14 protein-coding genes, 2 other RNA genes and 1 pseudogene are annotated in these 21,495 nt (G+C 65.4%); 5 read left to right on the top strand and 12 right to left on the bottom strand.

From position 1 onward, the window contains the following. Positions 1–87 precede the first annotated feature (87 nt). Positions 88–4,203 (top strand): ATP-dependent RNA helicase HrpA, encoded by a 4,116-nt coding sequence (hrpA, locus tag ACCQ06_RS16525; RefSeq protein WP_316687711.1) that lies wholly within the window; start codon positions 88–90, stop codon positions 4,201–4,203. Positions 4,204–4,480: 277 nt separating this feature from the next. Here hrpA and ACCQ06_RS16520 read toward each other — a convergent pair whose 3' ends face one another. Further along, positions 4,481–7,117 carry a TonB-dependent receptor gene (locus ACCQ06_RS16520; protein ID WP_316687708.1) on the bottom strand — a complete coding sequence of 879 codons (2,637 nt, stop codon included), beginning with the start codon at positions 7,115–7,117 and terminating at the stop codon, positions 4,481–4,483. Positions 7,118–7,244: 127 nt separating this feature from the next. Between ACCQ06_RS16520 and ACCQ06_RS16515 the strand changes: the two genes are divergently transcribed. After that, positions 7,245–7,321, top strand: a non-coding RNA gene (locus ACCQ06_RS16515) — sX9 sRNA. A 43-nt stretch (positions 7,322–7,364) separates the two neighbouring features. On the opposite strand, the gene ACCQ06_RS16510 is transcribed toward ACCQ06_RS16515, so the two are convergent. From ACCQ06_RS16510 to pqqA (ACCQ06_RS16470), 9 genes are all read right to left on the bottom strand, one after another. Further along, positions 7,365–8,396: a glucokinase family protein gene (locus ACCQ06_RS16510; RefSeq protein WP_316687706.1), complete on the bottom strand. Its 1,032-nt coding sequence runs from the start codon at positions 8,394–8,396 to the stop codon at positions 7,365–7,367. Positions 8,397–8,895: 499 nt separating this feature from the next. Continuing rightward, positions 8,896–10,386 carry a PhoPQ-activated pathogenicity-related family protein gene (locus ACCQ06_RS16505; RefSeq protein ID WP_316687704.1) on the bottom strand — a complete coding sequence of 497 codons (1,491 nt, stop codon included), beginning with the start codon at positions 10,384–10,386 and terminating at the stop codon, positions 8,896–8,898. A 345-nt stretch (positions 10,387–10,731) separates the two neighbouring features. After that, a non-coding RNA gene (locus tag ACCQ06_RS16500) (sX9 sRNA) lies at positions 10,732–10,807 on the bottom strand. Positions 10,808–10,875: 68 nt separating this feature from the next. Further along, entirely contained in the window at positions 10,876–11,388 is a 513-nt protein-coding gene (locus tag ACCQ06_RS16495; protein WP_316687702.1) for a hypothetical protein, read from the bottom strand. A 68-nt stretch (positions 11,389–11,456) separates the two neighbouring features. Then, positions 11,457–12,584: a pyrroloquinoline quinone biosynthesis protein PqqE gene (pqqE, locus tag ACCQ06_RS16490; protein WP_211287700.1), complete on the bottom strand. Its 1,128-nt coding sequence runs from the start codon at positions 12,582–12,584 to the stop codon at positions 11,457–11,459. Continuing rightward, on the bottom strand, positions 12,581–12,970 hold the full coding sequence (gene pqqD / locus ACCQ06_RS16485; RefSeq protein WP_503296794.1) for a pyrroloquinoline quinone biosynthesis peptide chaperone PqqD: 390 nt from the start codon (positions 12,968–12,970) through the stop codon (positions 12,581–12,583). The genes pqqE and pqqD overlap by 4 nt, the downstream gene beginning before the upstream one ends. Then, on the bottom strand, positions 12,856–13,608 hold the full coding sequence (gene pqqC / locus ACCQ06_RS16480) for a pyrroloquinoline-quinone synthase PqqC (RefSeq protein WP_316687695.1): 753 nt from the start codon (positions 13,606–13,608) through the stop codon (positions 12,856–12,858). The genes pqqD and pqqC overlap by 115 nt, the downstream gene beginning before the upstream one ends. Beyond that, positions 13,605–14,504: a pyrroloquinoline quinone biosynthesis protein PqqB gene (gene pqqB, locus ACCQ06_RS16475; protein WP_104616113.1), complete on the bottom strand. Its 900-nt coding sequence runs from the start codon at positions 14,502–14,504 to the stop codon at positions 13,605–13,607. The genes pqqC and pqqB (ACCQ06_RS16475) overlap by 4 nt, the downstream gene beginning before the upstream one ends. 81 nt (positions 14,505–14,585) lie before the next feature. Further along, positions 14,586–14,666, bottom strand: a complete 81-nt coding sequence (pqqA, locus tag ACCQ06_RS16470) for a pyrroloquinoline quinone precursor peptide PqqA (protein ID WP_002812057.1) — start codon at positions 14,664–14,666, stop codon at positions 14,586–14,588. Between the two features lie 304 nt (positions 14,667–14,970). On the opposite strand from pqqA (ACCQ06_RS16470), the pseudogene ACCQ06_RS16465 reads away from it, so the two are divergent. Then, positions 14,971–15,948, top strand: a pseudogene (locus tag ACCQ06_RS16465) (RelA/SpoT-related domain-containing protein); the annotation flags it as partial. On the opposite strand, the gene pqqB (ACCQ06_RS16460) reads toward ACCQ06_RS16465, so the two are convergent. Together pqqB (ACCQ06_RS16460) and pqqA (ACCQ06_RS16455) are read right to left on the bottom strand one after the other, a co-directional pair. After that, the gene (pqqB, locus tag ACCQ06_RS16460) at positions 15,903–16,844 is read right to left on the bottom strand and encodes a pyrroloquinoline quinone biosynthesis protein PqqB (protein ID WP_372364397.1); all 942 of its coding nucleotides are present in this window, start codon (positions 16,842–16,844) and stop codon (positions 15,903–15,905) included. The pseudogene ACCQ06_RS16465 and the gene pqqB (ACCQ06_RS16460) overlap by 46 nt on opposite strands. Before the next feature lie 81 nt (positions 16,845–16,925). Beyond that, positions 16,926–17,006 (bottom strand): pyrroloquinoline quinone precursor peptide PqqA, encoded by an 81-nt coding sequence (gene pqqA / locus ACCQ06_RS16455; protein WP_002812057.1) that lies wholly within the window; start codon positions 17,004–17,006, stop codon positions 16,926–16,928. A gap of 304 nt (positions 17,007–17,310) precedes the next feature. Here pqqA (ACCQ06_RS16455) and ACCQ06_RS16450 point away from each other — a divergent pair, with 304 nt between their 5' ends. Further along, positions 17,311–19,482 (top strand): RelA/SpoT family protein, encoded by a 2,172-nt coding sequence (locus ACCQ06_RS16450; protein ID WP_316687691.1) that lies wholly within the window; start codon positions 17,311–17,313, stop codon positions 19,480–19,482. A 374-nt stretch (positions 19,483–19,856) separates the two neighbouring features. Further along, complete coding sequence (locus ACCQ06_RS16445; RefSeq protein WP_316687689.1) at positions 19,857–21,371, top strand: hypothetical protein; 1,515 nt, start codon at positions 19,857–19,859, stop codon at positions 21,369–21,371. The last annotated feature ends 124 nt before the right edge of the window (positions 21,372–21,495 follow it).

Genomic DNA, 21,495 nt, shown 5'->3' with positions numbered 1-21,495 from the left:
AAGTGGATGTCTGATGGAACAGATATGGCGTCACAATAGACAGGCTAAAGGATCAAACGTCATTCAATCTTTCACATTTCTCGATCAATGAGCGCTATCGACACCGACCTTGCCACGCTGCTGCGTGAGCGCCGCAACGCCGTGGATGGCGCAATGAGCCGAGACCGGGGCCGTTTGCTTGGCCTATGGTCGCGCTGGCAGGGCAAACCCGGCAACCCGCAGCTGCGCGAGGCGTTCGAGCAGGCGTTGGCAGCGTCGCTGGCGCAGCGCCAGGCGCGTGCCGAGCAGCAGCCGGCGATCACGCTGGACACGCACCTGCCGATCGCACGCGAAGCCGAGCGCATCATCGGGTTGATCCGCGATCATCAGGTGGTGGTCATCGCTGGCGAAACCGGCTCCGGCAAGACCACCCAGCTGCCCAAGTTGTGTCTGGCCGCCGGGCGCGGCGCCGCGGGCATGATCGGTTGCACCCAGCCGCGCCGGATTGCCGCGCGTGCGGTGGCCGCGCGGGTGGCCGACGAGCTGAAGACGCCGTTGGGCACCGTGGTGGGCTTCCAGGTGCGCTTCACCGACCGGGTGAGCGAGCAGTCGCGCATCAAGTTCATGACCGACGGCATCCTGTTGGCGGAGATCGCCAGCGACCGCTGGTTGTCGGCCTACGACACCATCATCGTGGACGAGGCGCACGAGCGCAGCCTCAACATCGACTTCCTGCTCGGCTACCTCAAGCAGCTGCTGAAAAAACGCCCCGATCTCAAGTTGATCGTGACCTCGGCCACCATCGATACCGAGCGCTTTGCGCAGCATTTCGACAATGCGCCGGTGATCAATGTGGAAGGGCGAACTTTCCCGGTCGAAGTGCGCTACCGCCCGCTCGAAGGCGAAAGCGGCGGCGACGATGCGCAGGATGCCGGCCGCGACGGCGAGCGCAGCGTCAACGATGCGATCGTGGCGGCAATCGACGAGATTACCCGCATCGACCCGCGCGGCGATGTGCTGATGTTCCTGCCGGGCGAGCGCGAGATCCGCGATGCGCATCATTCGCTGGAACGGCGCAAATACCGCGAGACCGAAGTGGTGCCGCTGTATGCGCGGCTGTCGGCGGCCGACCAGGACCGCGTGTTCAACCCTGGCCCGCGCCGGCGTCTGGTGCTGGCCACCAACGTGGCCGAAACCTCGTTGACGGTGCCGCGCATCCGCTATGTGGTGGACCCGGGCTTTGCGCGCGTCAAGCGCTACAGCCCGCGGCAGAAGCTGGACCGCCTGCATATCGAGCCGATCTCGCAGGCCAGCGCCAATCAGCGCATGGGCCGTTGCGGGCGGATCGCCGAAGGGATTTGCTACCGGCTGTATGCCGAAGCGGACTTCGCCGCGCGGCCGGCGTTTACCGACCCGGAAATCCGGCGCGCGTCGTTGTCGGGCGTGATCCTGCGCATGCTGCAACTGGGGCTGGGGCGGATCGAAGACTTCCCGTTTCTGGAAGCGCCCGACGAGCGCGCGGTGGCCGATGGGTGGCAGCAGCTGCTGGAGCTGGGCGCGATCGACGCCGAGCGCCGTCTGACCGCCATCGGTCGGCAGATGGCGCGCCTGCCGGTGGACGTCAAGCTGGCGCGCATGCTGGTGGCCGCGCAGCAGCGCGGCTGCCTGCGCGAGATGATCGTCATCGCCGCGTTCCTGGGCATCCAGGACCCGCGCGAACGCCCGCCGGAAGCGCGCGAGGCGGCCGACAATGCGCATGCAGTGTTTGCCGATGCGCGCTCGGAATTCGTCGGCATCCTGCGCCTATGGGATGCGTACCGGCAGGTGCACGAAGACCTCACCCAGTCCAAGTTGCGCGACTGGTGCAACCGGCATTTTCTGGGCTTTTTGCGCATGCGCGAATGGCGCGAGCTGCATCGGCAGTTGCGCCTGTTGTGCGAAGAACTCGGCTGGAGCGAAGAGCCGGCCAACGTGATGCTGGCGCCGCTGCTGGCGGGCGCCAGTGCGCCTGCGCGCGAGGATGGCCATAACGCCAACCGGCCGACGCGCGGGCAGCTGCATCGCGCCGCGCGTCTTGCGCGCGAAGGCAAACCCGATCCGACTGCGCCACCGACGCAATCCGCTGCGGCGGCGTCGAACAAACAGGCCGAGACCGCGGAAGGCTCGGCGCGTGCGAGCGAGCGCGAACGCGCTGCCGCGTACCAATCGCTGCATCGCGCACTGTTGGCGGGCCTGCCCACGCAGATCGGCCATCGCACCGAAAAGGGCGACTTCCTGGCGGCGCGGCAACGCCGGTTCGTGCCGTTCCCGGGTTCGGCATTGGCGCGCAAGCCACCGCCGTGGATGCTTGCGGCGACCTTGCTGGACACGCAAAAAGTGTGGGGCATGACCAACGCCGCGATCGAGCCGGATTGGGCCATCGCCGAGTTGCCGCACCTGCTGGCACGCAAGCATTTCGACCCGCATTGGTCGCGCGCCCAAGGGCAGGTGGTGGCCTCGGAGCAGATCAGCCTGTTCGGGCTGGTGCTGGCGCCGAAGAAGCCGGTGCATTTCGGCAAGATCGACCCGGCCGCCGCGCACGATCTGTTCGTGCGGCAAGCCCTGGTGACCGGCGAAATCAATACGCGTGCGGCGTTTGTGGCCGACAACCTCAAGGTGCTGGAACAGGCGCGCGAGGAAGAGGCCAAGCTGCGCCGTGCCGGTATCGTGGCCGACGAAGGCTGGCAGGCGCGCTGGTATCTGGACCGCATTCCGGCCGAGCTGCATTCGGCCAGCGGGCTGGATGCGTGGTGGAAAACCTTGCCGCCGGACAAACGCCGCAGCCTGCGCTGGACCTTGAACGATCTGCTGCCCGGCGAAGGCAGCGAAGCCGATCGTTTCCCGAAGTATTTCCCGCTTGGCGATGCGCGGCTGCCGTTGCAGTACCGCTTCGAGCCGGGTGCGATCGATGACGGCGTCACCCTGGACGTGCCGCTGCACCTGCTCAATGCGCTGGACCCTGCGCGCCTGTCATGGCTGGCGCCCGGCTTTGTCGCCGACAAGGCATCGGCGCTGATCCGCAGCCTGCCCAAGGTGCAGCGGCGCAATTTTGTGCCGGCGCCGGATTTCGGGCGTGCGTTCTACGAGGCCTACAGCCTGCCGTCGGCCGACGATATCCGTGGCGAGCTGGCGCGCTTTCTGTCCAAGGCCACCGGGGTGCAGGTCGCCGCGCTGGATTTCGATGAAGAATCGCTGGACACGCATCTGCTGATGAACCTGCGTCTGCGCGACGACGACGGCAAGGTGCTGGCCGAATCGCGCGATCTGGACGGGCTGCGTGCGCACTTTGGCGAACGCGCCGGGCAGGCGTTTGCTGCGCGTGCCGGGCGCGCACTGGCTGCAGAAGGACTGCGCGATTTCCCCGCCACGCCGATTCCCGAACAGGTCGCCGGCGAGGCCGGTGTGCCGGCGTACCCGGCCCTGGTAGATCAGGGCGAGGATGCTGCCTTGCGCATCTTTGCCGACCGCAACGACGCCGCGCAGGCGCATCCGCGCGGCGTGCGTCGCCTGCTGGAAATCGCGCTGGCCGACAAGATCAAACACGCGCGCAAACAGTTGCCGGTCTCTCCCAAAACCGGTCTGCTGTATGCGGCGATCGAATCGCAGGAGCGCCTGCGTGGCGATCTGGTCGATGCCGCGCTCAATGCGGTGCTGGCCGATGGGCTGGGCGCGATCCGCGACCCGGGTGCGTTTGCGCAACGTCGCGACGATGCGACCAAGCGCCTGTTCGGCGAAGCGATGGAGCGGCTCAAATTGGCCGAGAGCATCCTGGGCGCCGTGGCCGAGCTCAAACCGTTGCTGGAAGCGCCACTGATGGGCTGGGCACGCGGCAATCTGGACGATATGGAGCAGCAGTTGCGCGCGCTGGTGCATGCGGGCTTTCTGCGCGAGACACCTGCCGAGGCGCTGGCCAATTATCCGCGCTATCTCAAGGCGATGATCCTGCGGACCGAGCGTGCCAAGCGCGACCCGGCGCGCGATCAGTCGCGCATGCTTGAGCTCAAGCCGTTTGTGGATGCGTTGGGCGATGCGGCTGCGCGTGGCTTGCAGCAGCGTGCCGACTGGCAGGCGCTGCGCTGGGATCTGGAAGAGTTGCGGGTTTCGGTGTTCGCGCAGGAGCTCGGTGCCAGGTCCGGCGTGTCGGCAAAGAAATTGTCGCAGCGGGTGGCGGCGTTGCGCGGCTGAGTTGTCGGCGGATTGCCTGCGGCTGCTTGCAGCCCGCTGTAGCGTGAGCCGTTCGCGCTTACCTGCCGACGAGTGATGGGCCATGCGCTTGGCCGCCGCAATGGCATGTCGGTCGCCTGCCGTGCCTAGATCATGTTGCATGGATGGGCGATGCGTGGCGTACGCCGACGCATCGCCAAGCACTACTGGCCGACGCAGGTTCCCAACGCGCCCCGCGCGTGCGGCCACATGGCAGTGACCGCACCCACGAAGACGCCAGCGTCAGAACGTCGCAGCCTCAGAACTTCACGTGCAGGCTCGCCATATAGCGCCGCCCGCTTTTGTAGCGGCCAGCCAGATGATCCTTGTCGCCCAGATACTGCAGATACTCTTCATCCAGCAGGTTCTGCCCATCGATCTGCAGCGACCAGTTCGGGCTGAATGCATAGCCGATGCTGGCGCCGAGTTCGGCGTAGTCGTCCACGCTGGCCGGCGCCGCACCGGCCACATAGCCGCCGGCGAGATAGCTGTCGCGCCAGTTGTAGGTCAGTCGCGCGTTGAGCGGGCCTTTCTCAAAGTAAGGGCTGAAGGCCACGCTGTTGCGTGACTGGTACGGCAGCGCATCGCCGTTGTTGTTTTCGCCGTTGGCGTAGGTGTAGTTGGCGGTCAGGCCAAAGCCGCTGTCGCCGAAGGGTTGCTGGAACGAGAGGTTGAAGCCCTTGACCTTGCCGTCGCCGGCGTTGCGCGGCCGCTGCACGCTGTAGTCGCAGTAGCCGTCGGCGGTACAGCCGTTGCTTCCGAGCAACTGCGCCCAGCTCTGCGGTGCGGTGTCGCGCAGCGCGTTGTACTGACGCTCAACGCTGGCGCTGGTGTCGATGTAGTTGTCTATCTTTTTGTAGAACACCGACCATGCCACCACCGATTGCTGCGCGAAGTAATACTCGGCCGAGAGATTGAAATTCCAAGATTCGTACGGCGACAACTCGACGTTGCCGCCGCTGCCGGTCAGCGTGGTGTCGTTGAGGAAGGTGTTGTTGACCATCTGGTTGTAGGGTGCCCAGGCGATCACCTTGGCCGCCGCAAAGCGGAACACCCAGTCCTCGCTGGTGTCGTAGGACACGGTCAGCGACGGCAGCAGAAGGTCCTCTTTGCGGGTGCGCGTCTGCCACAGGCTGTCGGCGTTGGCCAGCGACGGCGTGCCGCTGTAGACAAAGCCGCTGCCCTCGGTCTTGGAGTCCACGTAGCGCACGCCCAGATTGCCGCGCAGACCGCCGGCGGAGAAATTAAACTGCGCGTAGGCGGCGTTATTGGTCTGCTCCAGCGCCCAGCTGTTGTTGAGATAACTGGCCGGATCCGGCGCGTTGTAATCGACCGGGCTGTTGCGGATCCAGTTAAGCACATTATTGCGCCCGGCCTGCACGTGCTGGCCGTGGTCGGGATAGAAATCCTGCAGGTCGGTCAGGCCGATCGTGCCGACATCGGCCAATGTGCCAGGAGTTACTCCGCCGTAGACGTTGAGCTCGAAACGTTCCTCATGTTTGCCATGACGCACGCCCAGCAGTAACTGGTTGAACACGCCATCGAACTGCACATCCAGATCCAGTTGGCCGTAGGTGTCCTTGCTCTCGGTGGAGAAGATGCCGTTGTTGCCGAACCAGCCGCCGGCCGAGCCCCAATTGACCGGGTCGCGTGCGCGCGCAGGGTCATCGAACTGGATGCCGCGGCGCGTGTCCCAACGGAAGCCGCCGTTGTAGAACGGCTCGATGAAGTATTGCGACAGATCCTTGTTTTCGGATTTGCTCTGGCCCACTTGGCCCTTCACACCCCAGCCATCGCTGCGGAACGCGCCGCGCAGATCCAGGCCTTTGGTGGTGACTTCCGATTCGCGCACGTTGTTGTCGTAGATCACCGTGCCGCCAAGCGGATCGGCGTTGGCGCTGGAATGGCCGCTTGTCACTACGCCGTTGCGCACATCGCCGAGCTGGTCCACCGCGGCCACCGTGCCGGCATTCCAGGTCAAAAAGCTGTACATCGACTGGTTGTAGTTGTCGAACTTCTCGTTGATGTACACGCCGCTTAGATTGAATTCCAACGCGTCGCTGGGCTTGAGTTGCAGGTTGACCACTGCGCTGTCGCGCTCGCGGTCCTGCTGAAACCACGCAGCGTTGATCGAGTTGGGTACGTCTGCATCGGCCGGTACCGTGCCTGCGGCGTTGGCGAAGGTGCTGGCAGGCGCATAGCCGAATACTTCCATGCCACGGCGGTCCACGCGTTCTTCGTAGTGCTGCGCGGACACGGCAATGCCGAAGGTTTCTGCGGGATTTTTCCAGCTATAGAGCAGGGCCGCATTGGGATTGCCCTTGCTGGCCTGGTCGCTGTAGCTGTAGCCGATGGAGCCGGCGATCTCGTTGGCCTTCAGATCCAGCGGTTGGCGCGTGTGCATCAGCACCGTGCCGCCGAGGCTGCCTTCGGTCAGCCGCGCTTCGGAGGACTTGAGGATCTCCACGCGGCCCAGGATCTGCGGCGCCAGCAAGGTGTAATCGAATCCGCGGCTGGGCTGCTCGCCGTACAACCAGATCGCCTGCGCCACCGGGTGGCCATCCAGGAACGACAGGTTCAAGCTCGGGTCGGTGCCGTCGATGCTGACGCGCTCGCCCTGGCCGAAGCGTCGGTCCAGGGTGACGCCGGGAATCTGCGACAGCGCTTCGGCCACATTGGTGCTGGGAAACTTGCCGATGTCCTCGGCAGTGATCGCTTCGGAAATGCCGGTGTTGTTACGTTTGGTATCCAGCGATTTTTCCAGGCTGGCACGGATGCCGACCACCTGGACGGCGTCCAGCTCGGTGGCTTGCCGGCCAGTGCTGTCCTGGGCTTGCGCGGTGACCGCCAACGACAACGCAATCGCACTGCACAGCAGGGTGGTGCTGTATTTCATGATGTCTCTCCTCATCACGCACAGGGATGGATGGCGGGCCGTGGCTCGCCGGATGCGGGGACTGAAAGTAGCTAACAAAACGACTGTGCTCACCGCCAGGCGGGCGCGGCCGGTGCTCGGAATCGGCATGTACCCCTCGTACACTCCGGTTCTGAGCGCGCCGTCCACACCCACCTGACGACTGCTCGCTACGTTTTGTTAGCCACTTTTAGTAACCGCACGTTCGGGAAAACGCGCGGTGGAACGCTTACGACACGTCAGCGTGGTGTTGCAGATACCAGTTGGCTGCACCGAGCACGCCCAGCTGCCCGTGCTCGACCAGCTTGACCGGGATGCGTTCGAGCACCGCGCGCATGTTGCCCTTGTCCAGAAAACGCGAGCCGAAGGTGCTCGATGCCAGAAAGTGTCCGATCGTCGGCAGGATGCCGCCGGCCAGATAGATGCCGCCGGCAGCGCCGTAGGCCAGCGCCATGTCGCCGACTGCGTGGCCGAGCAGGGCGCAGAACACGTGCAGGGTTTCGCGTGCCAGTGCGTCGTCTTCATGCAATGCCGCATGCGTGATTGCCGCAGGCTGCTGATGACGTTGCGGCGAACCGTGCAGCGCACACACCGCGGCATACAGCCGCAACAGTCCAGGGCCGGACAGCACGTACTCGAGCGGCAGATAGTGTTGGTCGCGCAGCAGGATGCGCAGCAACTGCTGTTCGTGCGCGTGCGTGCTGGCCAATGCGACCTGGCCTGCTTCGGTCGCCAGCACGATGGGGCGCGGCTTGGCATCGATCCACACCGCCGCGCCCAATCCGGTACCGGGGCCGACCACCAGCATCGGCCCGGCGCTGCGTGCATGCCGCGGCGTAGGCCCGCTCAGTTGCAGCACCGCGCGCGGTTCCATCTGCGGCGCCGCATAGGCGACCGCTTCGAAGTCGTTGACCAGATGCACGTTGCGCAGTTCCAACGCGGCGCGCAGGCGGTTGGGCGAGATGCTCCATGGCAGGTTGTTGCTGATGAAGCTGCCGTCGTCCAGCGCAACGCCCGCGCTGGCGATCACGACCGTCTCGACACCGCTCACCTGCGGCAGGAAGTCGGCCAGGATGGCGTCCAGGCTGGCGTAGTCGCCGCAGCGATAGGTGCGGTAATGGGCAACCGCGATGGCGTTATCTGTCTGCACCACGTGGCCAAGACGCACATGCGTGCCGCCGACATCGGCCGCGATAAACCCGGCGGCGACAGGAACAGCGGGCATGGCAGAAACGTGAGCAGAACGCGAAGTCGCAGCCACATGCAGTCCTTTGGTCCGTCTGATCGGCCGATGCCATCAGCGTGTAGCGGCCTGTTTAGGAGTTGGTGACAACGATGTCAATGGTCCAGTCGGGTTGGATCGATCTTGTTGGCAGGCTCAAGTGCAAAAGCCGCTCTCTGGACCGGTTCTATGCGGACTTCATTGCGCAAAGTGGACAAGACGGTGCAGTTGCGAGTTTGCAGTTGGCGCGGTGAAGGTGTGCAGGCGTGCTCAGCTGGCGCGGATGCATGCGGTGGCCGTGAGGTACTAGTCCACCGACCACCTGTCTTTATTTGGGAGCGCTACACGACATCGCGAACTACTGCCTCGTAAAGCCGAAGCCATTGGCATGCCCAGCGTCACGCAGCATCACTGCCGTTTGCGGGTCAAGGTTGGCTATGGAAGATGCCGAACGGCGCGCCGCGCGATGCGTTGTCCGCGCTCATTGCAACAGCAATCACCGTGCGTTGTCCGCCCTCATTGCAACAGCAATCACCGTTCAACCCGCAGCAGCGCGACTCGCAATGCCGGGCAACGTGCTGCACGCGGCATTGTCGGTGGGCGGTGCTGTAGAGGGATATTGCTGCTTGCCAAGCACATAGGTCTGGCTGGTAGCGACGAATCCATCGGCATAGGTGGCTTCGACGAAATAGGCGCTCCAACCAGTATCTGGAGTCTGCACCGGCACCGAGACGCTGTTGCCGCGTGCAAGCGCAATCGGGGTGGCGTGGTAGCGGATGCCGCAGGCATAGCGGAAGTCGCGCGCCTGCGGATTGGTGGCCGCCCATAGCCGCACTTGCGTCGGTCGCTCCGACGAGCGGAAGCGAATGTGCGGTGCGTCGCCTGCGCGCAATGTGTCGCTCACATTGGGGAGCGAGCGCTGCTGCTGCAGCCGCGTGATAAACGGCACCAAGCTGTCGACGATCGATGCGCGGATGCCGTTGTGCGCGCTGTTGGGCACCATGCGCAAGGCCTTGCTGCCAGGCAACGCGTCATAGAAAAACTGCGTATTGTCCGGCAGGAAAAAATCATCGCCGCTGGCGTTGACGATGTACTTGGGAACCCTCACGCGCTTGCGGTAGGGCGTGCGCAGATAACTCAGCGGGTCCTGCAGTTGCACCAGTTGCGCAAACGCCGGGGTCTGCAACTGCGCGGTGATTCCCTGCTTCGCATAGGCGTTGAATGCAATCGGCCAGTTGCCGCCGTACGCCCGATACATGTGGTCCAGCACGGCCGGCATATTGAGGATGTCGATCACGAACGGCACCACAGCGTCCACGCGTGGGTCGGCGATGGTGGCGTGCCAGCTGGCCCAACCGCGCTTGGATGCACCGGCAAGAATGAAGCGATGGATCTGCAGCGGTGCCAGCTCGCGCTCGGCCAGAGTCATGGTGCGCGCGATCGCCGCGGCCATCGGTACATGCAGTGGCATGGTCTTGCGCTGCTGCGGCGCTTGCAGAAACAGCGACCAGCTGTAGGCGACGCTGTCGTCCTCGCGGCGCGGGGCGGCATCGCCCTGATACTGCAGCGCCTGATTGGGGATATCGCTCAGCGCGATGACCACGGCGCGGCTGCGTTGCGCCAGCGCCGCCAGCGCTTCCGGCGGCAACTCGCTGGCCGGCTGCGCCGCACTGCCTGCGATCGGATGACGCGTGCCATTGGTGGAGATCAATAAGGCGCGCGTTGGCAGCGCATTGGCGGGTACATACATCGCAACGTCATGCTGCCAGGTGGCCGGGGTGACGAGCCCTTCAGGCGACCACGTCTGCGAGGTCAACAGATACTCGCGCCGCTCGACACCGACGATGCGGCTGGTGGCACCTCGCGTGTAGACCAGCGGCTGTTGTTCCACCGCATCGCGATAGCAGACCAGGGCCTGATCAAACCCGACCTCGGGCGCGGTGGCGCAGCGTTCGGCAGCGGTGGATGCCAGTGCAGGCCCTGCGATCAAGCCCAGCAGTGCAATCCCGCAGCGTGTCGTCAGGCGCATCGGCGTTCTCCGTCAGCGGCGCTGGGTGGCAGCGCGATCAATTGCCCGGCCCGCGCCAGACGCGCAGATCAAGCCCATTGTCGATGGCTAGTGTGGCACGTAGGACGCATCCATCCTTTGCAGTGCCCACACCAGATGCCGGCGAAAACGAAGTCGGGGTTGTCGGCGAACAGAGGTCGCTGCATTGAGGTGCTAGCTTCCCGCAGAAGCGCGCTTGCATGCGATTGGACAGTGCCGGCCAGTCTTCATCGCACATCCGCGCGCGCCGACGAGGGGGCTGCGCTTCTCTGCTTCTGCAGCAGCTTTCCGCCATCCGCGCTGCTTGTACGGGCTAACACTTGGAAGGGCTAAAAAACGCAGCGAGCGGTCGTCAGGGATGCATTGACGGCGTACTCAGCACCGAAGCGTACGACTGGCCCATGCCGCACTGAGCACTGAGCATCGGCTACGCCCGCCTGACGGCGAGCGCAGTCGTTTTGTTGGGTGCTGTTACTTGATCCGCCGCACCTTGGCCGGGGTGTTGTACCCCTCGATCTGCAGATACCACACGCCGACCAGGCCGGGCTTGATCTTGACCTTGGGAGCGTCCTTGCGCACGCCGGAGAGGCTGGCCACATCGGTCTGTTCCCATTCCTGACCATTGGCCAGCGTATAGACGCGGCCCTTGGAGAAGCCCTTGAACTCGCCGACGATGTTGCTCTCGATCGGCTCCTTGCTACCGAAGTCGAAGAAACCACGGTTCTTGACGATGATTTCCTGGCGGCCGGCTTCCTTGGCCTGTTCGACCACGACGGCGGCTTCCTTGGCGACCTTGCCCTGCAGCCAGTCGTTGAGCGCGGCCAGTTCGCTGGCATCGAGCTTGTCCAGGCCGGCGGCCTTGAACTGTTCGGCGCTCATCTGCGACTGCAGATCGCCGTGGACTGCGCGCTGCGCCAGGGCCGGGGTGGCGGTCAATGCAAGAGACAGGCAGACCAGCAGGGGAATGCGGCGCACGAGCGACATGGAAGCCATCCGACAGGAAAGAGGTAGCTAGTGTAGACGCTGTGCTGTGCCGTGCCAGCCGACGCCGGTCAGTCCACGCGGTCGGCAGTGGCCGATGGCGCCTGCGCGGAGCGGGCGGGGCGGCGATAGATGAATTCCGGCGCCGACGCAGCCGCCTCGGTGTCGGCAATCGCGCGCACCTGCGCATGGTCGGGCGAGCGTTCGCAGACCGGGTCCAGCGTGGCCGCATCGCCGCTGAGCGCCAGCGCCTGGCAGCGGCAACCGCCCCAGTCGATCTCGCGTTTGGGACACTCCTGGCAGACCTCGGGCATCCAGGCGGTGCCGCGAAACCGCACGAACGCCTCGCCGTTGTTCCAGATATCGGCCAGCGAGCGCTCGCGCAGGTTGTCGAAGCGCATGCCGTCGATGGTTTCGGCCGCGTGGCAGGGCAGTACGTCGCCGCGCGGAGAAATATTGACGAAGCGCTGGCCCCAGCCACCCATGCAGGGCTTTGGCAGGCGCGCGTAATAGTCAGGGGTGACGAAGTCGATCGCCAGACGGTCGCCGAGCTCGCGCCGCGCGGTTTCCACCGCGGTAATGGTGGCCATCAGCTGCTCGCGGCTGGGCATCAGCGCCGCACGATTGCGCAGGCCCCAGCCGTAGTACTGGGTGTGCGCCACTTCGATGCGCTCTGCCTGCCATTCCAGCGCCAGCGCAATCATGCCGGGCACGCGCTCGGCGTTGTGCCGGTGCAGCACCGCGTTGATCGTTAATGGCAGGCCGCGTGCGCGTACGGCGGCGGCAAAATCGCGCTTCTTCGACAGGCTATTGCGATACCCGGCGATGCGGTCGGCGCCGGCCGGGTCGACGTCCTGCACGCTCAGCTGCACATGCTCCAGTCCGGCGGCTTGCAGTTGGTCCAGCATCGGTTCGCCGCCGGCCACACCGGAGGTGATCAGGTTGCTGTACAGCCCGAGCTCACGCGCATGCGCCACCAGCTCGGGCAGATCCTTGCGCAACATCGGTTCGCCGCCGGAAAAATGCGCCTGCAGCACCCCCATGTCGGCGGCCTGCTGCAGCAGCGAGCGCCAGCCGGCGGTGTCCATTTCTTCGCGCAGCGCTGCCAGTGCAATCGGGTTGGAGCAATACGGGCATGCCAGCGGGCAGCGATGGGTCAGCTCCAGCAACACCGACAGCGGCGGCGGTGCAGTGTTCATAGCCGCAACAGACGTTTCTGGTGCAGGGTGGTGGTCAGTTCGATCACATCCACTTCGATCTCGGCGGCGTCGGCATCGAACTCTGCAGCCAATTCCTGCGCAATCTGCGCCAGCGAACGCGCGCCATCGAAGCGCTGCGCCACCACCTGAGCGATCTCGTCGAGTTCGACCACGCGTTCGGGCGCAAGCAGTACCCACTGGTCGCGTGTGCGGTCGTGCTGCAGACGCACGCCTGCGCGCAGTGCTGGCTGACTCTCGCGGGTAATGTCGCTCACGCAGCGGCCCGGCGGGCGTCGCGGTCGGGCACGAACGCGTCCGGCCACACGATGCCCGGCGTGACATAGGCCACGTGCAAGGCATCCAGCTGCGCCCACAACACCGAACATTTGAAATGCAGTGCGGCCTTGACCAGCTGCTGTTTTTCGACCGTATCGGCATGCTGCTTGACGTAATCGAGCGCGAAATCCGAATCGCGCGGCGCCTCGGTCAGGCGATGCTCGAAGTACGCCAACGCCTCGGACGAGACAAAGTCATAGTGCTTGAGCATGCCGGCCACGCGCTGGCCGATGATGTTGGGCGCGAACAGTTCGGTGAGCGAGGAGGCAATCGCCTCGAGCAGGCTTTTTTCGCGGACGAAGTGCAGATAGGCCTGCACCGCAAACCGCGTACCGGGCAGCAAGGCGCGCCCGGATTCGACCAGGTCGCGATCCAGGCCCAGCGCGTCGGTCAGATGCAGCCAACGTGCGATGCCGCCATCGGTGGCGCTATTGCCATCGTGGTCGAGGATGCGCTGGCGCCAGATCCGCCGCAGCGCCGGGTCTTCCATGCGCGCCAGAATCGCCGCATCTTTCAGCGGAATGCAGCGCTGGTACTCGAAGCGATTCAGCGCCCAGGCCCGCACCTGGCCGCGATCGAGCTTGCCGTCGTGCAGTAGCGCATGAAACGGGTGCTGATCGTGATACAGACGTGCGCCGATCGCGCGCAGATCCGCTTCCAGTTGGTCGGTGGTGAGCAGGGCGGTCACAGCGTGATCTCCAGGCCGTCGTGTGCAACGTCCCAGCCGCTGGTACGCGCACTGGCGTATTGCGGCGAGTGGATGTCGAGCACGGGATTGGTGGTGTTGAGATGGATGAAAATCTTGCGCGCTACATTCAACGGGGCGAACGCAGCGATGGTGCCGTCGGGTCCGTCGATGCTCATGTGGCCCATGCGTTGGCCGGTTTTCTGGCTGACGCCGAGCGTCACCATCTCGTCGTCGCTCCACAGCGTGCCATCGAAGAACACCAGCTCGGCTCCTTGCAGGCGCGCGCGCAGTGCGTCGGTCATCGCCGCGCAGCCGGGGATGTAATGCACGCGGTGTTGGCCATCGTCGATGGTGAGCCCGAGGGTTTCTTCGTTGGAGCCGGCCAGATTGCCTCCACTACGCGATTCCATGAACAGCGGCACCTTGCCCGGTACCGAGAAGGGCGTCAGTTGCAGGCCGAGCAGCGACACCGGCGTGTCCAGCGCAAATGGCTGGCGCGTCACGTAGTTTGGATTCACCGCGTCGAAGATGGGGTTTTGCGCCAGCAGGTCTAGCACGCGACTGCTGGCATGCAGCGAGAAGGCCTGGCTTTCGCGCATCGACAACAATCCGGCGATATGGTCGATCTCGCCGCTGGTCAGCAGCACCGCTTCAATCGGCGAATGGCGCAGGCCGTGCTGCGGCCATAACGCCGGTGTGGCGAGAATCTGCTGACGGAAATCGGGGGACGCGTTGATCAGAACCCAACGCTCGCCATCGGCGCTGACCGCGATGCTGGCCTGGGTACGACGTTGGGCACCGTCTGCTTGTTGCCAGGCCCGCTGACTTGCGGGCGTATGGCAGTTCCACTGCGGGTGCCCACCGCCGGCCGCCGATCCCAGAACAATGATGCGCATGCAAACTGTTACCTACTCTGCCGGCAGTTGCCGGTCATGCATCAAAAGGGAGGGCGGCTGGTGCGATTGAGACGTGCCGGATCAAAACTCGCCAGAGACGTAGCAGTTGATTTCGGCGCCACAGTTGACTTCACGAACGACAGGCTTCTTCCAGGTCTTCATCGGCTATCTCCTAGTGGGTGGAAAAACGCCGCCGCCGCGCAATGCAACGATGACGTGGCCCGAGCATAGGGAGCCGGTTTACTCCAATTGTAAAGGACTTGTAAAAAGTCGTCGTTGCATCGCAATTCTTACTTCGCGCTGACGCGGATCCATCGCAGAGCGGTTGCGAATCAAGACCTTGGCTGGTGAACCGACCATAAGCACAGGCATGCAACCGGCAGGCGTTTACGCCGAGATTGCGCGTTGTGGAGAGGGTGACGCGCACGTTACCGTAGCTGTCAGACCCCAATGATCGTCGGCCGCCGTGTCCTCCGTTGTGACCAGTTCCTCAGTTGAACGCCTGTACGTCTTGCTGCAGCGCCCGGCCGTTGCGTCGATCGCACCGGCATTACGCGATGCATTGGCGCAGGCCTGGCAGGAGGCGCCGCCTGCGCAGGCCGACAGCGTGCCGTGGGCGCTGCTGGCCGACACGTTAGACGTGCTGGCATCGCTGGCAGCCGATGAGGCGACGTTGATTGCGGCCTTGCTGTTCGACCTGCCGGCCTTGCGCGGCGCGGTGGCCGGCTTGCCGTGGCAACCGGCGGAGCGGCGGGTGGCGGTAGAAGGGCTGCTGGATGGCCTGGATGCGGCCGATCAGGTCTGGGCGCTGCATGCCGGGCGCGAGGCCGGGCGCAACAGCGAGGGCTTGCGGCGGCTGCTGTTGTCGATCATCCACGACCTGCGCGTGGTGCCGATCCTGCTGGCGCGGCAGCTGGCGCGCATGCGCGTGGCCGACCGCCTCAGCGAGGAGCAGCGCCGCGCGCTGGCGCAGCTCACCCGCGACATCCATGCGCCGCTGGCCAACCGTCTGGGCATCTGGCAGGTGAAATGGGAGCTGGAAGACCTGGCGTTCCGGCACCTGGAACCGGATACCTATCGCCGCATCGCGCGCGAAGTGGACGAAACCCGGGTGGCGCGCGAGCGTTATATCGAGGCGGTCAAGCGCACCTTGTCGAGCGCATTGGCAGGGCAGGGCCTGCGCGCAGAGGTGAGCGGGCGGCCGAAGCACATCTACAGCATCTGGCGGAAGATGCAGAAAAAGCGGCTGTCGTTCGACCAGCTCTACGACGTGCGCGCGGTGCGCGTCATGGTCGACGACGTGGCGGCCTGCTATGCGGCGTTGGGCGCGGTGCATTCGCTGTGGGCACCGGTGCCCAGCGAGTTCGACGATTACATCGCCCGGCCCAAGGCCAACGACTACCGTTCGCTGCATACTGCGGTGGTCGGCCCGGAAGGGCGCACGATCGAGATCCAGATCCGCACCCACGAGATGCATGCCCAGGCCGAACTCGGCGTGGCCGCTTGCGGCGAGTGGATGTCGAGCACGGGATTGGTGGTGTTGAGATGGATGAAAATCTTGCGCGCTACATTCAACGGGGCGAACGCAGCGATGGTGCCGTCGGGTCCGTCGATGCTCATGTGGCCCATGCGTTGGCCGGTTTTCTGGCTGACGCCGAGCGTCACCATCTCGTCGTCGCTCCACAGCGTGCCATCGAAGAACACCAGCTCGGCTCCTTGCAGGCGCGCGCGCAGTGCGTCGGTCATCGCCGCGCAGCCGGGGATGTAATGCACGCGGTGTTGGCCATCGTCGATGGTGAGCCCGAGGGTTTCTTCGTTGGAGCCGGCCAGATTGCCTCCACTACGCGATTCCATGAACAGCGGCACCTTGCCCGGTACCGAGAAGGGCGTCAGTTGCAGGCCGAGCAGCGACACCGGCGTGTCCAGCGCAAATGGCTGGCGCGTCACGTAGTTTGGATTCACCGCGTCGAAGATGGGGTTTTGCGCCAGCAGGTCTAGCACGCGACTGCTGGCATGCAGCGAGAAGGCCTGGCTTTCGCGCATCGACAACAATCCGGCGATATGGTCGATCTCGCCGCTGGTCAGCAGCACCGCTTCAATCGGCGAATGGCGCAGGCCGTGCTGCGGCCATAACGCCGGTGTGGCGAGAATCTGCTGACGGAAATCGGGGGACGCGTTGATCAGAACCCAACGCTCGCCATCGGCGCTGACCGCGATGCTGGCCTGGGTACGACGTTGGGCACCGTCTGCTTGTTGCCAGGCCCGCTGACTTGCGGGCGTATGGCAGTTCCACTGCGGGTGCCCACCGCCGGCCGCCGATCCCAGAACAATGATGCGCATGCAAACTGTTACCTACTCTGCCGGCAGTTGCCGGTCATGCATCAAAAGGGAGGGCGGCTGGTGCGATTGAGACGTGCCGGATCAAAACTCGCCAGAGACGTAGCAGTTGATTTCGGCGCCACAGTTGACTTCACGAACGACAGGCTTCTTCCAGGTCTTCATCGGCTATCTCCTAGTGGGTGGAAAAACGCCGCCGCCGCGCAATGCAACGATGACGTGGCCCGAGCATAGGGAGCCGGTTTACTCCAATTGTAAAGGACTTGTAAAAAGTCGTCGTTGCATCGCAATTCTTACTTCGCGCTGACGCGGATCCATCGCAGAGCGGTTGCGAATCAAGACCTTGGCTGGTGAACCGACCATAAGCACAGGCATGCAACCGGCAGGCGTTTACGCCGAGATTGCGCGTTGTGGAGAGGGTGACGCGCACGTTACCGTAGCTGTCAGACCCCAATGATCGTCGGCCGCCGTGTCCTCCGTTGTGACCAGTTCCTCAGTTGAACGCCTGTACGTCTTGCTGCAGCGCCCGGCCGTTGCGTCGATCGCACCGGCATTACGCGATGCATTGGCGCAGGCCTGGCAGGAGGCGCCGCCTGCGCAGGCCGACAGCGTGCCGTGGGCGCTGCTGGCCGACACGTTAGACGTGCTGGCATCGCTGGCAGCCGATGAGGCGACGTTGATTGCGGCCTTGCTGTTCGACCTGCCGGCCTTGCGCGGCGCGGTGGCCGGCTTGCCGTGGCAACCGGCGGAGCGGCGGGTGGCGGTAGAAGGGCTGCTGGATGGCCTGGATGCGGCCGATCAGGTCTGGGCGCTGCATGCCGGGCGCGAGGCCGGGCGCAACAGCGAGGGCTTGCGGCGGCTGCTGTTGTCGATCATCCACGACCTGCGCGTGGTGCCGATCCTGCTGGCGCGGCAGCTGGCGCGCATGCGCGTGGCCGACCGCCTCAGCGAGGAGCAGCGCCGCGCGCTGGCGCAGCTCACCCGCGACATCCATGCGCCGCTGGCCAACCGTCTGGGCATCTGGCAGGTGAAATGGGAGCTGGAAGACCTGGCGTTCCGGCACCTGGAACCGGATACCTATCGCCGCATCGCGCGCGAAGTGGACGAAACCCGGGTGGCGCGCGAGCGTTATATCGAGGCGGTCAAGCGCACCTTGTCGAGCGCATTGGCAGGGCAGGGCCTGCGCGCAGAGGTGAGCGGGCGGCCGAAGCACATCTACAGCATCTGGCGGAAGATGCAGAAAAAGCGGCTGTCGTTCGACCAGCTCTACGACGTGCGCGCGGTGCGCGTCATGGTCGACGACGTGGCGGCCTGCTATGCGGCGTTGGGCGCGGTGCATTCGCTGTGGGCACCGGTGCCCAGCGAGTTCGACGATTACATCGCCCGGCCCAAGGCCAACGACTACCGTTCGCTGCATACTGCGGTGGTCGGCCCGGAAGGGCGCACGATCGAGATCCAGATCCGCACCCACGAGATGCATGCCCAGGCCGAACTCGGCGTGGCCGCGCACTGGAAGTACAAGGAAGGCGGCAAGGGCGCCGAAAAAGCCTTCGACCGTAAGATCCTGTGGATGCGCCAATTGCTGGAACAGGTGCAGGAAGGCGACCACGGCGAGTTGGCCGGTGCGCTGGATGCCGAGCTGATCGAAGACCGCGTGTATGCGCTGACGCCCAAGGGCGAGGTCATCGATCTGCCGCAGGGCGCCACCCCGCTGGATTTTGCGTACCACGTGCACACCATGGTCGGCCACCGCTGCCGTGGCGCGCGCGTCAACGACCGCATCGTGCCGCTGACCTACCGGCTGCGCAGCGGCGACCGCGTGGAGATCATGACCGCCAAGGAAGCCGACCCGCGTCGCGACTGGCTGCTGGCATCCAACGGCTTTCTGGCCAGCGGGCGTTCGCGCGACAAGGTGCGCGCCTGGTTTCACAAGCTCGACCGCGCGCGCAATGTGCAGGCGGGCAAGGAGTTGCTCGATCGCGAGCTCAAGCGTCTGGGCCTGCAGCATGCCGATCTGAGTGTGGCGACGCGCAAATTCCACGCCGAAAACGTCGACGATCTGTATATCCAGGTGGCGCTGGGTGATACCGGACCAAACCAGGTGAGCCGTGCGCTGCTGGAAGCCGAGCGCACGGCCTCGCAACCTGCGGTGCCGGCGCCGCCACGCCCCACTGCGCGCCGCGAGGGCCTGGGGAAATCCAAATTCACCGTGCAGGGCGTGGGCAATTTGCTGGTGCAACTGGCGCGGTGTTGCCAGCCGGTGGCCGGCGAACCGATTGCCGGTTACCTCACTCGCGGCCGCGGCATCACCGTGCACCGCACCGACTGCGCGGCATTGGCACGGCTGGCGGCCGCCCACCCGCAACGCGTGTTGCCGGTGGAGTGGGGCAAGGCCGGTAGCGGGTACGAAGTGGATGTGCAGGTGCGTGCGGTGGACCGCCGCTGGCTGCTCAAGGACATCACCAACCTGATCGCGCAGGAAGATGCCCACGTGCTGGAAATCAACAGCGACAACGTGCGCGACACCGGCAGGGCGCAGCTGCGACTGCGGCTCAAGGTCAGCGACTACGACCAGCTGTCCGCGCTGCTCGGCAAACTGGATGCCTTGCCCGGCGTGAACGAGGTGCGGCGGCTGGGCTGAGCGCAATCAACCGGCGTCGCGTGCTTTTGCGAGCGCTGCCGCTGGTTGGGATGGCGCAGATCATCTTGGTGTGGCGCAGATGATCGGCGGACGTTCGGTGTGCTGCGCTTCGGGGGTGGCTTGCGCGGCCGCTGTGCTGCGGCACCCACGTGTCAGCCACCCCAGGCGCCGTGCAACTGTCACGACGATGCATCGATTCACCAGACCAGTCCGGACGGCGCGCCAGCACCTGCAGCGCTTGCCTTGACCAATCCCGACTCCCGACACCCCATTCCACTAAATCCGCTCGCCCACACCGTCTTCGCCACCCAGCCGGCTACCATATGCATGTGAACGCGTCCCCGTCAGGTCGCGCCAAGGATGGACGCGACCGCATGTTTTCCCTGCCGCGCTGGGTCAGGTCGCCGCGCCTCTGGGCGCCGTTGCGTAGCCGTGCGCTGTGGCGCGTGGTGCTGGTGCTGGCCGCCTGTCTGCTGTTGAGCGTCATCGCGCTGCGCAAGCCGCTGGGCGATGTGCTGTGGCCGGATACCCGCATTCAGCAACTGCTGCAACGTGGCGATGCGGCGCTGTCGCGCGGCAAGCTCAGTGCCGCCGACGGCAGCGGTGCCCGCGAACTGTTCACCGCAGCGCTTGCGTTGGATAACGATCGCAGCGAGGCGCGGGTCGGGTTGGCGCGCACCGGCGTGGCCGCGGTGGTGCAGGCGCGTGCCGCTATCGCGGCCGGCGATGCAGCCGCTGCGCAGCGCACGCTGGCACTGGCAACCGCACTGGAGGTGCCGCAGGCGCAGATCGCGCCGGTCGCGCTGCGGCTGCGTCAATTGCAGGCGCGCCGCGTCGGACTGGATGCCTTGCTGGTGCAAGCTATTGCCGCCCAGCAGCAAGGTCGCCTGGATGGCACGCCCGACAGCGCGCTGCCGCTGTATCAGCGCATCCTGACCCTGGCGCCCGACCGCACCGACGCGCTGGAAGGGCGCGAGGACGCCCTGACCGATCTCTTGGCGCAGGCGCGTCATGCGTTGGCGCGCGACGCACTCGGCGAGGCGGCGCGCCTGCTGGCCGCGGTCAAACGCTACGATGCCGGGCATGCCGATGTGCCGTCGACCGAAGGGCACTATCACCGCGTGCTGGATCAGCGCCGGCAACGTGCCGAGGCATTGTTGCGGCGCGGTCGGTTGGCCCCGGCTGCACGCGATTTCAACGCGGTGCTGGCGGCCGAGCCGGCCGATGTGGGGGCGCAGCGCGGGCTGGAACGGGTGGCCAGCGAATATGCCGCGCAGGCGGGCCGGCAGGCTGCGGACTTCCAGTTCGACGCGGCGATGCAGTCGCTGCAACAGGCGCAGTCGTTGGTACCGGGCGCCGCATCGATCGCCCAGGCCGAGCAGGCCATCGCCCGCGCCCGCGACGCCCAGCGCAGCCCGGAAACCGGTCTGTCGCGCGGCGTGCGGGAGCGCCGTTTGCGGCTGCTGTTGCAACGCGTCGCCGACGCCGAAGCGCGACAGCAATGGATGACGCCGCCCGGTGCCAGCGCCTACGACGCGGTGCGCGCGGCACAGGCGCTGGCGCCGCGCGATCCACGCGTGCTGCAGGCCGCCGCACGCGTGGTGCCGGCCAGCCAGCGTTGTTTCGAAGACGAGCTGCGCAATAACCGGCTGCGTGCTGCGCGCGGCTGCCTGGATGCCTGGCAGGCGCTGACCCCGAATGGCGATGCGTTGGCCGGCGCGCGTCGACGTCTTGCGCAGCGCTGGGTCGCGGTCGGCAGCGAGCGCCTGGGCCAGGAGGATGCGGCGTTCGCGCGCCGTGCGCAGGAACAAGCGCACCAACTGGACCCCGGCTTGCCGGAGCTGGCCGAATTCACGCGCCGGGTCAGGGCGGTGGCCGAACAGCGCTGAGGCGTGCGCTGTTTTTGTCGGCGTTTGGCCTGTGCATGCCGGTAGTGGATGTTGATCAGACCGGAGACATCCAGGAGCGCCTCGACGTCATCTTCGCTGCAGGCAATGGCCGACCGGCCGAGTA

This window comes from Xanthomonas sp. NCPPB 4467 (assembly GCF_041475665.2).
Taxonomy (GTDB): Bacteria; Pseudomonadota; Gammaproteobacteria; order Xanthomonadales; family Xanthomonadaceae; genus Xanthomonas; species Xanthomonas dyei.
The sequence above is the reverse complement of the archived record's forward strand: the minus strand, read 5'-3'. Positions and strand labels throughout refer to the sequence as shown.